Here is a 13,650-nt window from a genome sequence, read left to right on the forward strand (position 1 = left end):
GAAAACAACTATTAAGGTGAACCTAGTTATATCAGGAGAAAATAAAAACAAATAGAAAGGTGTGTCCATAAACATGAAAGAGTTTACATGGAAAGTGTTCTGTGAAACGGGCAATATTGATACCTATTTGTTATACAAAGAGCTAGACCATGAAATAACAGCACTTTCAGCAGTTATTCCTCATGATGAGTCTCTTGAGGAACCTCCATTTCATTAAAAGTAACTACGGAACCTTCTTACTTCAGGGTGGTGATTTACCTTGCTTTATAAAGTGGAAGGAATTGTCATTAAAACTGTTCCGTATGGTGAATCCAATACTATTATTACTCTGTATACAAAGGAATTAGGTAAAATCGGCGTGATGGCAAGAGGGGCTAAGAAACCAAAAAGCCGCTTTACTTCCATTACGCAGCTTTTTACATACGGAATTTTTGTGTTTCAAAAAGGAAGAGGATTAGGAACCTTGCAACAAGGTGAAGCTCTATCTTCTTTTAGAAAGATTCGTGAAGATTTAGTAAAGACTGCTTATGCCGCCTATTTAGCAGAACTTCTAGATCGATATACATCTGAAGATGAACTGAAACCAGATCTATTTGGATGGCTGAAACAAGCTTTAGAATATATCGATCATGGTATCGATCCTGAAGTGATCACCTTTTTATTCGAGTTGAAAATCATGAAGACAGCTGGAATTGTGCCTGAACTGAGCAGATGTGTATCTTGTCATGCTTCAGAAGGAGATTTTTCGTTTTCAATTCGAGAAGGCGGTTTTCTTTGTGAAAGGTGCTCTTACAAAGATCCCTATCGTATAAAGATCTCTAGAGGTGCGGCTAAACTCCTAAATATGTTTTATCACTTAGATTTAGCTCGACTTGGTAATGTATCATTAAAAAAAGAAACTAAAAAAGAACTTCGAATGTTATTTGATGCCTACATGGATGAATATTCAGGAGTATTTTTAAAATCTAAAAAGTTTCTCAAGCAACTAGATGAATTATCGTGAAAAACTGCGAAGCCTACATCCTTTGCAGTTTTTTTAGTTCGCAATCCTACTGCAATAGGTTATAATAATAAGAAATAAGTATAACACATTGGATGCGGCAAAAGGTGGTGTAGACAATCGAACTAAATAAAAGGCAGCAAAAGATTATTGAGATTGTTAAAGATCATGGACCAATTACGGGAGAACAAATTGCAGATCAGCTAGATCTTACACGAGCGACGCTTAGACCAGATCTGGCCATTTTAACGATGGCCGGATATCTTGATGCAAGACCAAGAGTAGGATATTTTTATACAGGTAAAACAGGATCTCAGTTATTAACAGAAAAGATCAAAAAGATTAAAGTCGCTGAATTTACGTCGATGCCAGTTGTTGTCCAAGATTCTGCCACAGTTTATGAAGCGATCTGTACGATGTTCTTAGAAGATGTTGGAACCCTTTTTATTATTAATAAAAACGGACATCTCGCAGGTGTGGCTTCACGAAAAGATTTACTCCGAGCGAGCATGGGGAAGCAAGAAATAAACAGTATTCCAATCAACATCATCATGACAAGAATGCCGAATATAACGTATTGTTTTAAAGAGGACTACTTATTGGACATCGCTCACATTCTAATAGGGAAACAGATAGATGGTCTTCCAGTCGTAAAACGCTCTACTAACGATAGCGGTCTAGAAGTAGTCGGCAGAATTACAAAGACAAATATTACGAAGGCTTTTGTAGAATTAGCACATGATGAATTACTATAACTGAACGGGGAGGCCAACATGATAGGACGTCCAATCGTATATGTCGTATCCGATTCAGTCGGAGAAACGGCAGAGTTGGTTGTAAAAGCGGCTGCTAGCCAATTTAATTCAAACGGGATCGAGATTAAGAGGGTTCCTTATGTTGAAGACAAAGAAACCATTGACGAAGTAATCTCTTTAGCCAAAGATCATAACGGAATTATCGCTTATACGCTTGTAGTACCTGAAATAAGCGACTATGTCGCTAAGCAGGCAGCGCTGCATAACATTCCTACTGTGGACATTATGGGACCCATAATGAATCAGCTGCAATCCAGACTGAATCAAGTGCCAAGGTATGAACCAGGTGTAGTACATAAGCTGGATGATGATTATTTTAGAAAAGTAGAAGCTATAGAATTTGCTGTAAAGTATGATGATGGAAGGGATCCAAGAGGTATATTAAAAGCTGATGTTGTACTAATCGGTGTCTCAAGAACATCAAAGACCCCTCTTTCTCAATACTTAGCTCATAAGCGGTTAAAGGTAGCGAATGTACCTATTGTTCCAGAAGTAGAACCGCCGGAAGAACTATTTAAAGTTTCTCCTCACAAGTGCTTCGGTTTAAAGATCACTCCTGAGAAGTTAAATGACATAAGGCGTGAACGGTTGAAGGCACTAGGCTTAAATTCTGAAGCAAACTACGCAAATATGGAAAGAATCAAACAGGAGCTTGTGTATTTTAATAAGGTTGTAGACAAAATAGGATGCAGGGTAGTAGAAGTCTCTAACAAGGCTGTTGAAGAATCTGCAAACGTGATCTACAATCTGTTTCAGGGGAAATCATATAAATAAAGCGCAGAGATTTGCGCTTTTTTATTTTTAATCTTTTTACTGGTAAAATAGGGCGGTTTTTATTATAATATTACATTGTGATTAAAATTTATAAGTTTGACTAAAATAGTGATACATTCACTATGCTTTTTTTCGACAAATGCTCTCGTATGAAGGAGAATTCTTGTAAAAGTAGAACATAAGAATATGGAAAAATTAATTGGTAATGTATTTGTTGATGCAGATGCTTGTCCTGTTGTGATAAAAGAAGAGATTAATAAGTTTTCAAAGGAATTTCACTTTGAACCCATATTTGTCACATCCTATGCACACGCAAGCAGTACCGACCAGCCAGGACGCTGGATATTGGTTGATGCAAGTCCTGAAGAAGTTGATTTGTACATACATAATCATTCCAAGAAAAATGATCTTGTTGTCACACAAGACCATGCGTTAGCAAGCCTTCTTGTATCAAAAGGGGTTTACGTCATTACCCCCAGAGGGAAACAGTTTCTAGAGAATGAGATGGAAAGAGTACTTCATGAACGTTACATGTCTGCAAAAGCAAGGCGTTCAGGAAAGCATTCGAAAGGGCCTGCAAAATTTAAAAAGGAGGACACTGAAAGGTTCTGCACAGTTTTTTGCGAAATCCTGTCGAATGTTGAAGGAAAATAGAATTGTGCCGCGAATATATATCTAGTGTCTAAAGAAACAGAGATTCTGTGGTGGTAAAATGGAACGTATACCTGAGGATTTAATAGAAAAAGTCAGGTCATCAAACGATATAGTAGACGTGATCAGTGATTATGTTCCTCTAAAAAAACAAGGCAGAAATTATTTTGGACTTTGCCCTTTTCATGGCGAGAAGTCACCTTCATTTTCAGTCTCACCTGAAAAGCAAATCTATCACTGTTTCGGGTGTGGAGCAGGAGGTAACGTTTTTTCTTTTTTGATGAACATTGAAGGGTACTCGTTTATTGAAGCCGTGACTCATTTGGGGAAAAAAAGTGCCATCGAGTTGCCTCAGATTCATCAGCAAAATTTCTCCGAAAAAAGTTCTGACGAAAAAAGGGCAATGGCTGAGATTCATGAGTTATTGGCTAAATTGTATCATCATTGTTTACTCCACACAAAACAGGGAAGACCGGCATTGGAATATCTGGAAAACAGGGGCTTTACGAGAGAGTCCATCGAACGTTTTCAAATTGGCTTTGCTCCGGATTCTTGGGAAACCGCCTCACAGTTCCTGCAAAAACGCGGACTTGATCTGAATACAGCTGAAAAAGCTGGATTGATCGGAAAAAGGCAATCTGATGGAAAGCCGTATGACCGATTCAGAAATCGGGTTATGTTTCCGATATGGGATCGGACAGGCACCGTTGTTGCTTTTGGAGGAAGGGTATTAGATGGTAAGGACGAGCCTAAGTACCTAAATAGTCCAGAGTCTAAGATATTCCATAAAGGGAAAACGCTGTATGGATTAAACTTGTCCCGTGCCGAGATGAGACAGAAACAGCATGCAGTTATTTTTGAGGGATATGTGGATACGATTGCTGCTTTCAGGGCTGGTGTAACAAACGGTGTTGCGACTTTAGGTACATCACTTACAGATGATCACGCAGCTATTTTGAGAAGGAATGTTCAATCTGTCACAATCTGCTATGATTCTGACCGAGCTGGAGTGGAAGCAGCCTTTCGAGCTTCAGAAATTTTAACGAAACAAGGCTGCACTGTAAAAATTTCCCAAATGCCAGATGGGATGGACCCCGATGACTATATCTCAAAGTTTGGAAGCGAATCGTTTCTAAAAGATATAATAGGGGCTAGCCTAACCGTTATGGCATTTAAAATACAATATTACCGACGTGGCAAAAATCTCCGAGATGAAGGAGAACGGATGATCTATATCGAAGAGATTATCAAGGAAATAGCCCGTCTTCCAAAAGCGGTTGAAAGAGATCATTATCTCAGGCAAATCGCTTCAGAATTTAATTTGTCATTAGAAGCATTAAAACAGCAGCAAACACAGACTTTTAAGCAACTGCAAAGGTCAAAGGATAACGGCCCTAAAAAGCGGGATAATAATTTTAGAATACAAACACTTTTGCAGAAGTCTTTATTGCCAAGAAACCTTAATGCTGAACGAATTGTTCTTGCCCACATGCTAAAAAGCGAAGATGCAGCTTTTTTAATTCAGGAAAAGCTGAGTACAGGCTTTAATGTAGAAGAACATAATGCAATCGCTGCGTATCTCTATGCCTTTTATGAAGAAGGAAATAAACCCAATGTAGGGTTGTTCATGCAGCGTATTGACGATGACAAATTAAGAAAATTAGCTTCAGAATTAGCTATGCTCACGATCAGTGAAGAACTGAATGAAATAGAGCTAGCAGATTATATTCGCATTATTTCAAGCTATCCTTTATTGCGCGAAATACAAGAAAAAGAGAAGCAGCAAGAAGACGCAATACGAAGGAATGAAATAAAACTGGCAGCCCAAATTGCCCAAGATATTATGAGAATGAAAAGATCTCTTAAATAATCGGGATGTAGGATGGTTGAAGTTTTGGAAGGAGGGGATCGAATGGCTGAGAAACCAAACCGTCAAGGAACGGAAGGCGAATTAACCATCGATCAAGTTAAAGAACAATTAGTTGAAGCCGGTAAGAAGCGAGGACGGCTCACTTATACAGAAATTACAAGTAAGCTTGCACCTTTTGAACAAGATTCCGATCAGATGGATGAATTCTATCACTATTTGGAAGAACAAGGTGTTGAAGTTGCCGAAGCATCAGAGGATGCAGACGAAGAGGACGACCCTAAGTTTGAAATGGAAAAAGATGAGGAAGAATTCGATCTAAACGACTTAAGTGTTCCGCCAGGTGTAAAGATTAATGACCCAGTTCGTATGTACCTAAAAGAGATCGGCCGAGTAGACTTGCTTTCAGCCGATGAAGAAATTGAACTTGCTAAGCGGATTGAAAATGGAGACGAAGAAGCGAAACGCCGTCTTGCAGAAGCTAACTTGCGTCTAGTAGTAAGTATCGCAAAGCGCTATGTAGGCCGGGGTATGCTGTTCCTGGATCTTATTCAAGAAGGGAATATGGGTCTAATTAAAGCTGTTGAAAAGTTTGACTATGATAAAGGATTTAAGTTTAGTACGTATGCTACATGGTGGATTCGTCAGGCTATTACACGTGCCATCGCCGATCAAGCCCGTACGATCCGTATTCCAGTCCATATGGTTGAGACGATTAATAAATTAATTCGTGTTCAACGTCAGCTGCTTCAAGATCTTGGCCGAGAGCCTTCACCAGAGGAAATCGGAGCTGAAATGGAACTTACGCCTGAAAAAGTTCGTGAAATTCTAAAAATCGCACAAGAGCCTGTTTCATTAGAAACACCTATTGGTGAAGAGGATGATTCTCATCTTGGTGATTTTATCGAAGATCAGGATGCACTTGCTCCATCTGAAGCTGCTGCTTACGAACTATTAAAGGAACAACTTGAAGATGTCTTAGATACACTAACCGATCGAGAAGAAAATGTTCTTCGCTTACGTTTTGGTCTTGATGATGGACGTACTCGCACATTAGAAGAAGTAGGTAAAGTCTTTGGTGTAACACGTGAACGTATTCGTCAGATTGAAGCTAAAGCACTCCGTAAACTCCGCCATCCAAGCAGAAGTAAACGATTAAAAGATTTCTTAGAATAGGAAGCTTGCCCCTCTTTTGGGCGGGCTTTTTTTATTTCTTTTATTTTACTGATTAATCAACTTCAATGCAAACCGTCCAAAAATCTATTTTCTGCTCCAATTTACGTCTTTTTTCTTTTTATTACTAACGCATTCTACTGTATATTAAATTTAAAATCGTTTAAATCTTGTAAAAATTCAGCCTTTATATCTATAATAAAGATGTAAGCGCATACAAATAGAAGCAAAATTATTTTTAAAGGGTGGGATGCAGCCATGGATTTTACATTAACAGAAGAGCAGTTAATGATTCAAAAAATGATGAGGGAATTTGCAGACGAAGAAGTTGCACCGGGAGCAGAGGCCAGAGATAAAAATAAAGAATTTCCGGTAGAGATTTTCCAAAAACTTTCTAAACTTGGCATGATGGGTCTTCCTTTTCCAGAAGAATATGGAGGCGGCGGTGCTGATACAATCAGTTTTGCAATAGCCGTTGAAGAGCTAAGCCGTGCATGCGGATCAACAGGTATTACATATTCTGCACACGTTTCATTGGGGGGAGCTCCATTAAACTTATTCGGTACACATGAACAAAAAGAGAAGTATCTAACACCTATTTGTACAGGTGAGTCTTTTGGTGCGTTCGGTTTAACAGAACCAAATGCTGGTTCAGATGCAGGTGGAACAGAAACAACTGCAGTTGCAGATAACGGTGAATGGGTTATCAACGGCAGTAAATGCTACATTACGAATGCAAGCTATGCAAAGCATTTAGCTCTTACAGCTATTACAAACAGAAACAGCAGTGATAAAGAAATATCAGCTATCATTGTTCCTACGGATGCCAAAGGATTTCGAGTGATTGATAACTATGAAAAAATGGGGCTTCATTCCTCTAATACAACAGAACTATTTATGGAAGACGTCAGGGTGCCAGAAGAAAACTTGTTAGGAAAGCGCGGAGACGGCTTTAAACAGTTCCTAGTTACATTAGATGGCGGCAGAATAGGTATTGGCGCTATGGCTGTTGGAATCGCACAGGCAGCCTATGAGAAGGCTCTAGCCTATGCAAAAGAGCGGAAACAATTTGGAAGATCTATTTCTAAGTTTCAAGCTATACAGTTTAAACTAGCAGACATGGCGATGAAGATTGAACTTGCCAGGTTAATGGTATATAAAGCGGCATGGTTAAAAGATCAGGGCAAAAAGTTCTCAAAAGAAGCTTCAATGGCAAAATTATATGCATCTGAAGCTTGTATGCAGATCTGCTCTGAATCCGTTCAGGTTCACGGTGGTAACGGCTATATGAGAGATTACCATGTAGAACGTTATTTTAGAGATGCAAAACTTCTGGAAATTGGAGAAGGAACTTCAGAAGTTCAGCGTATTGTTATTGCTAGGGAGATTGGCTGTTAACGTTCATATTATCAGGTGATGAGGTGGATTATGGCTAAGTTAATGAAAGTAACTATAGGAGATTGTTTAAAGAAACAGGCAGAAGATTATAAAGATCAAGAAGCTATGGTTTACAGTAAACTTGGAATTCGATACACCTATCAGGAATTTTATGAATTAACGACTAAAGTCGCAAAAGGATTAATGGCCATGGGAATTGAAAAAGGAGACCATATCGCAGTGTGGGCAACAAACGTACCGGAATGGCTGCTCCTACAATTCGGATCTGCAAGAGCTGGAGCTGTTTTAGTAACTGTAAATACGAACTATCAGACTTCTGAACTGGACTATCTATTAAAACAATCTGATTCAAAGGCTCTGTTCTTCATTAAAGAATTTCGTTCGACGTCGTATAAAGAAATGGTCGACTCCGTTAAAAGCCGGTTGAATGAGTTTCCTAAGCTTAAACATTTTGTACAACTGGAGGATCAGTCATCTTCATATGATACCTTTCGTGAAATCATGACAGCTGGAGAGATCATCTCTGATGCAGCTCTTCAGGAAAGAGAGGACTCCCTTCACTGTGATGATGTGATTAATATGCAGTATACGTCAGGAACTACTGGTTTTCCAAAAGGTGTAATGCTGACACACTACAATATCGTGAATAATGCAAGGCAGATTGCTGAAAGCATGAACCTTACAAATGCCGACAGATTGTGTATACCAGTTCCATTCTTCCATTGTTTTGGCTGTGTTTTAGGAACTCTTGCTGCGGTTTCTGTCGGGGCAACAATGGTACCCATCGTTCAGTTTGATCCAAAGGAAGTGTTGGAGACTGTCGAGAAAGAAAAATGTACAGGGCTTCACGGAGTTCCTACCATGTTTATTTCAGAGCTAAATCTCCCAGACTTTGACTCTTATAACCTTAGCACATTGCGTACGGGCATCATGGCAGGCTCTCCATGTCCGATAGAAGTGATGAAAAAAGTAATCGAGAAAATGGGAATGACAGAAATAACAATCGCTTATGGGCAAACTGAATCTTCACCAGTTATTACACAAACTCGAACAGATGACCCGATCGAGCGGAGAGTGGAAACGGTTGGAAAAAAACATGTACAAGTAGAAGCGAAAATTATAGATCCAGTGACAAATAATGAAGTAAAGCCTGGAGAACAAGGAGAACTTTGTACGAGAGGCTACCATGTCATGAAGGGCTATTATAAAATGCCGGAAGCTACAAAAGAAGCAATTGACAGCGAAGGCTGGCTTCATACGGGTGACTTAGCGACTGTGGATGAAGAAGGCTACTTTAAGATTACCGGACGTTTAAAAGATATGATTATAAGAGGCGGAGAAAATGTATATCCAAGAGAAGTAGAAGAATTTCTCTATTCTCATCCTTCCATTTTAGATGTCCAAGTAATTGGTGTACCAGATAAGAAGTTTGGGGAAAAAGTTGCAGCATGTATACAGCTTAAAGAAGGGCATGATCTTTCCGAAGAAGATTTAAAGGCTTATTGCAAAGGAAAGATCGCACATTTTAAGATTCCTGAATATTACATGTTCATCGATCAATACCCTATGACTGCCTCTGGCAAAGTACAAAAGTTTAAACTTAGAGAACAAGCGATTGAGGCTTTATCTGTTGTGCATGAATAGCCACTACTTGAGTGGCTATTTTTTTGGTTAAAAAAAATGTAAATCAGCAAAGTATTGTTTAAATAGTTAATCGTGTGACAAAACTGGGAAAAATAGAGTTTGCCCTTCCCAAGTAAACGCTTTTAAAGTACAATAGGTTATGGATTGTTTACCAATACATATATGCTTTTAAAAAGACAACAACAAATGTACCTGTACAGACGAAGGAGGAATATGCATGAAACGTAATCCACTCATTCCTTTTGCCATTATTGGAGTTATTGGGATTGTTCTTATGCTTACAATGGGCGGATATGGTATCAACGAAATTCATCAGGCAAGTCAGGATAAAGAAAAGGCTGCGATGGATCCAGAAGCAATTTATAAGCAGAACTGTTCTTCTTGTCACGGACAAAACCTAGAAGGTAACGTAGGTCCTGCTCTTGAAAAGATCGGTGGCAAGTATTCTGCAGAAGAAGTCGGAGAAATCGTTAAAAACGGTAAAGGCTCTGGAATGCCAGCAGGACTAGTAAAAGGTGAAGAAGCAAAAATATTAGTTGATTGGCTAGCAGAGAAAAAATAAAATAAAAAGGGCTTCTTGTTTATTAGACAGGAAGCTTTTTTTCTTTGCAAAAAATAAAAGAAGTGACGAATACTAAAGTGAAACATACTAATGAAACGGTGATAAAAAATGAATTCTGAAAAATTGTCAAAGCGGCTAGAACGAGTTGCTTCCTATGTACCCAAAAATTCAGTTTTAGCTGATATCGGATCTGATCATGCGTATTTACCTTGTTATTTAGGTTTAAAGAATATGATTAATAAAGGGATAGCTGGTGAAATTACAGACGGCCCCTTTCAATCTGCAAAAGAACAAGTTGCGCTTGATGGATTAACTGAGATCATTGAAGTCAGAAAAGGGGACGGATTGTCCGTTCTTGAACCAGATGAAGCAGAGGTCATCACCATATGCGGCATGGGAGGTTCGCTTATTACTTCTATCCTTGAAAGAGGTAAAGAGAAGTTAGGCAATGCTAAACGTTTGATCTTGCAGCCCAATGTTGGTGCAAGAACTGTTCGAAGATGGTTGTTAAAAGAAAATTGGGTGCTTACTGAAGAAGAAATTATTAAAGAAGACGGAAAGATTTATGAAATACTAGTTGCTGACCGACAAGGCAAACAACCTTATACACAAAACAGCGATGCAGAGCTATTATTCGGACCTTTTTTATTGCGAAATCAGAATGAAGCGTTTAAAGAAAAATGGTCGGGGGAAGTCAACCAGTGGAATGCTATATTATCTCAGATGGCCAAAGCACAAAGCACAGATGCGGAAGAAAAAAGAAGTGAATTAGAAAAGAATATAAGACTTGTCGAGGAGTGGATTCATTGAGTAGAACAGCGAATGGACAGTTAATCATTTCCCTCTTAGAAGGTTTTGCACCAAAAAAGATGGCGATGGAAGGTGATCCCATCGGTTTACAGGTTGGTTCATTAAATAAACCTGTTAAAAAAGTGATGATCGCTTTAGATGTACTAGAAAATGTAGTTGATGAAGCGATCCATGGTGAAGTTGATTTAATCATTGCTCACCATCCATTGCTTTACCGTCCTCTAAAAAGAATAGATACTAGTACATCTAAAGGAAGGGTGATCGAAAAGCTGATAAAACATGATATAACTGTTTATGCAGCTCACACAAACCTGGATGTAACAGCATTAGGTGTGAATAATTGGCTTGCTGATCAATTGCAGCTAATGGATACCGAAGTCCTCTCCACAACATATGAAGATAAGCTTGTAAAATTATCAGTATTTGTCCCTATCACACATGAAGAGAAGGTAAGACAAGCTATCGGGAACGCGGGTGCAGGGCATATTGGAAACTACAGTCATTGTACGTTCACTTCCAGCGGCATGGGGACATTTACTCCTTTAGAAGGAACCTCGCCATTTATAGGTAAACAGGGACAATTAGAACAGACAGAGGAAGTGAAAATTGAATCCATCATGCCTGAATCGATCCGAAAATCGGTTATTTCTGCGATGAAGAAAGCACATCCATATGAAGAGGTTGCGTATGATCTTTATCCGCTTCTGAATAAAGGGAATGAACTCGGAATAGGAAAGATTGGAAAACTGGCTAAAGAGATGGATCTTCAGGAGTTTGTTGACCATGTAAAAAAGGCTTTTGGGATATCGAGATTGCGTGTTATAAAAGGTCACAAAGATTCTATAAAAAAAGTAGCTGTTGTTGGCGGAGATGGCAACAAATATATTTACACATCCCTTCATAAAGGTGCAGATGCATTGGTTACTGGAGATATCTATTACCATAACGCGCACGATGCACAAGAAGAGGGACTTACAATTGTTGACGCAGGACACCATATTGAAGGAATTATGAAACGAGAACTGAAAAAAGTTCTGGAGGATGAGCTGCAATCAAGAAATTATGACACGGTTGTCATTGAATCTGAGTTAATAACTGATCCCTTTACGTACATGTAGCCTATAGGGACAAAATCAGATTAATTTTAAAGAGTACAGAAAAATAGCATAAACAGAAAAAGCCAAGCTCGTACAGTCACCAGCTTGGCTTTTTAAATTACTTCTTCTCTTTAACTTTCGGAAGGATACGATTTAATGTAACTTTTCGTTCTTTCTTCCACGTTTCTTCGTTTTTCTCATCATAATTTTTAAGGAAATCAATAACTTCTTTCGTAATTGGTGTTGGAGTTGACGCACCAGAAGTAACTCCCACTTTTTTTACGCCTTCCAGCCAAGATAGATCAATCTCTGAAACATCAGAAATCCGATAAGCCTTCGTACCTGCAATTTCTTCAGAAACTTGTGCTAGCCGGTTTGAGTTATTGCTTCGCGGGTCACCCACTACTAGCACCAGGTCACATTCCCCAGCCTGGGTTGCAACAGCTTCTTGTCTTACTTGTGTAGCTAAACAAATTTCTTTATGAACCTCAGCCGTCGGGTATCTCATCAGTAGACGTTTAATTAGTTCGGCTACATCCCATTGACTCATTGTGGTTTGGTTGGTGATCAGGATCTTTTCGCTCTTAACCTCTAATGAATCAAGATCATCTACATTTTCTACAAGATGTACGATATGAGGGGCGATCCCGATCGCACCTTCTGGTTCAGGATGTCCTTTTTTTCCGATATAGATAATTTCATAGCCTTCTTTTTCTTTCTCACGAATGAGGTCATGGGTTTTTGTCACATCAGGGCAAGTGGCATCTATTTCATAGAGTCCTTTTTCATGAGCGATTCGCCTTACTTCCGGTGAGACACCGTGAGCTGTATAAATAACTGTGCCAGATTCAATGTTTTGAATAATATCTAAACGGTTATTTCCATCAAGTGTAATAATTCCTTCTTCTTCAAATGCATCTGTTACATGTTTGTTATGAACAATCATGCCAAGAATATAAATGGGTCTCGGTAGAGTAGGATCATTTGCTGCCTGACGTGCCATTACCATGGCATCAACAACACCATAACAATACCCTCTTGGAGATATTTTTACAATTTCCATGTTGGATCTCTCCTTTATTCATATATAAAAGACAGCACAGAGATCTATGCTGTCTTGGGAGATTTACTTCTGTATGCTTTTATTATAAAGGAGAGACCATAAGAACTCAAACACTATACTTATACATATAGCTTAGGCCCAGAAAGGTGATAGCCTTTAGGTACATTTGTTTTTGGTGCTGGTGGTATGGTTTTAGTGCTTGAAGAAACTTTTTTCCTTTTTTGATCCGCTGGCTGTATGGATGGTTTTGAAGATTTAGGACCTTCCACAACCACTTTTTCTTCTGTTTCTAATTTTCTTTTTTCTTTTTTGTCTGTTTTCGCTAAATCATTTTTTTCTATCATCTCGTTTTTTTGTTCTTTCGTTTCCGCTTTATCGGAGGTATCTGCCTCAGGATCGTTTTCTGCCTTTGCACTAGAACCGCTTTGAAAGTCCTTGAGAGCTGTCATGATGGACGGTAGATTCTTCATAGCAGGTCCATATTGCTTAATCATAGGTCCCATTGTTTCGGCAACTTTTAATACCTTTTGAACGTTATTGAGCATGGTGAAAACATTAGTCCCACCAGTTACACTTCCACCGTTGCCGATCGTACCCAAGAATCGGTCGACAGTACCAAGCTGACGAGGCATCGTATTCATCCCAGGCATTCCATTCATGCCTTGCATTTGCATATAAGGATTCACCTGGAATGGCTGCATCGGATGCTGAGGTTGATTCGGATATCTATAAAAAGGCTGCATAATTCCCCCTCCTTTCCAAAATAATACGCTCATATACAGAATATGAAACAAGA

General features: G+C 38.9%; 14 protein-coding genes. 12 read left to right on the forward strand and 2 right to left on the reverse strand.

Annotation, left to right across the window (positions count from 1 at the left end; translation table 11 throughout):
• The first annotated feature begins 73 nt into the window (after positions 1–73).
• From IEV52_RS07395 to IEV52_RS07450, 12 genes are all read left to right on the forward strand, one after another.
• Positions 74–217 (forward strand): YqzL family protein, encoded by a 144-nt coding sequence (locus tag IEV52_RS07395; protein WP_188401821.1) that lies wholly within the window; start codon positions 74–76, stop codon positions 215–217.
• Between the two features lie 42 nt (positions 218–259).
• Complete coding sequence (gene recO / locus IEV52_RS07400; RefSeq protein WP_188401822.1) at positions 260–1,003, forward strand: DNA repair protein RecO; 744 nt, start codon at positions 260–262, stop codon at positions 1,001–1,003.
• Positions 1,004–1,119: 116 nt separating this feature from the next.
• Complete coding sequence (gene ccpN / locus IEV52_RS07405; protein WP_188402290.1) at positions 1,120–1,755, forward strand: transcriptional regulator CcpN; 636 nt, start codon at positions 1,120–1,122, stop codon at positions 1,753–1,755.
• Positions 1,756–1,773: 18 nt separating this feature from the next.
• Positions 1,774–2,589: a pyruvate, water dikinase regulatory protein gene (locus IEV52_RS07410; protein WP_188401823.1), complete on the forward strand. Its 816-nt coding sequence runs from the start codon at positions 1,774–1,776 to the stop codon at positions 2,587–2,589.
• 186 nt (positions 2,590–2,775) lie between these two features.
• Complete coding sequence (locus IEV52_RS07415) at positions 2,776–3,243, forward strand: YaiI/YqxD family protein (protein ID WP_188401824.1); 468 nt, start codon at positions 2,776–2,778, stop codon at positions 3,241–3,243.
• Between the two features lie 58 nt (positions 3,244–3,301).
• Positions 3,302–5,110: a DNA primase gene (gene dnaG / locus IEV52_RS07420; protein ID WP_188401825.1), complete on the forward strand. Its 1,809-nt coding sequence runs from the start codon at positions 3,302–3,304 to the stop codon at positions 5,108–5,110.
• 42 nt (positions 5,111–5,152) lie between these two features.
• Positions 5,153–6,283 (forward strand): RNA polymerase sigma factor RpoD, encoded by a 1,131-nt coding sequence (rpoD, locus tag IEV52_RS07425; RefSeq protein WP_188401826.1) that lies wholly within the window; start codon positions 5,153–5,155, stop codon positions 6,281–6,283.
• A gap of 255 nt (positions 6,284–6,538) precedes the next feature.
• Positions 6,539–7,678, forward strand: a complete 1,140-nt coding sequence (locus IEV52_RS07430; RefSeq protein ID WP_188401827.1) for an acyl-CoA dehydrogenase family protein — start codon at positions 6,539–6,541, stop codon at positions 7,676–7,678.
• A gap of 30 nt (positions 7,679–7,708) precedes the next feature.
• Complete coding sequence (locus tag IEV52_RS07435) at positions 7,709–9,322, forward strand: AMP-binding protein (RefSeq protein ID WP_188401828.1); 1,614 nt, start codon at positions 7,709–7,711, stop codon at positions 9,320–9,322.
• Between the two features lie 217 nt (positions 9,323–9,539).
• Complete coding sequence (cccA, locus tag IEV52_RS07440; RefSeq protein ID WP_188401829.1) at positions 9,540–9,884, forward strand: cytochrome c550; 345 nt, start codon at positions 9,540–9,542, stop codon at positions 9,882–9,884.
• Positions 9,885–9,992: 108 nt separating this feature from the next.
• The gene (locus IEV52_RS07445; protein WP_188401830.1) at positions 9,993–10,694 is read left to right on the forward strand and encodes a tRNA (adenine(22)-N(1))-methyltransferase; all 702 of its coding nucleotides are present in this window, start codon (positions 9,993–9,995) and stop codon (positions 10,692–10,694) included.
• Entirely contained in the window at positions 10,691–11,812 is a 1,122-nt protein-coding gene (locus IEV52_RS07450) for a Nif3-like dinuclear metal center hexameric protein (protein ID WP_188401831.1), read from the forward strand. Before IEV52_RS07445 ends, IEV52_RS07450 begins: the two co-directional genes overlap by 4 nt.
• Positions 11,813–11,909: 97 nt before the next feature.
• Here IEV52_RS07450 and IEV52_RS07455 read toward each other — a convergent pair whose 3' ends face one another.
• Both IEV52_RS07455 and vrrA read right to left on the reverse strand, forming a co-directional pair.
• The gene (locus tag IEV52_RS07455) at positions 11,910–12,854 is read right to left on the reverse strand and encodes a 4-hydroxy-3-methylbut-2-enyl diphosphate reductase (protein ID WP_188401832.1); all 945 of its coding nucleotides are present in this window, start codon (positions 12,852–12,854) and stop codon (positions 11,910–11,912) included.
• A 119-nt stretch (positions 12,855–12,973) separates the two neighbouring features.
• Positions 12,974–13,597, reverse strand: a complete 624-nt coding sequence (gene vrrA, locus IEV52_RS07460; RefSeq protein WP_188401833.1) for a VrrA/YqfQ family protein — start codon at positions 13,595–13,597, stop codon at positions 12,974–12,976.
• Positions 13,598–13,650 lie beyond the last annotated feature (53 nt).

It is taken from the genome of Fictibacillus barbaricus (assembly GCF_014635025.1).
Lineage (GTDB): Bacteria > Bacillota > Bacilli > Bacillales > Fictibacillaceae > Fictibacillus > Fictibacillus barbaricus.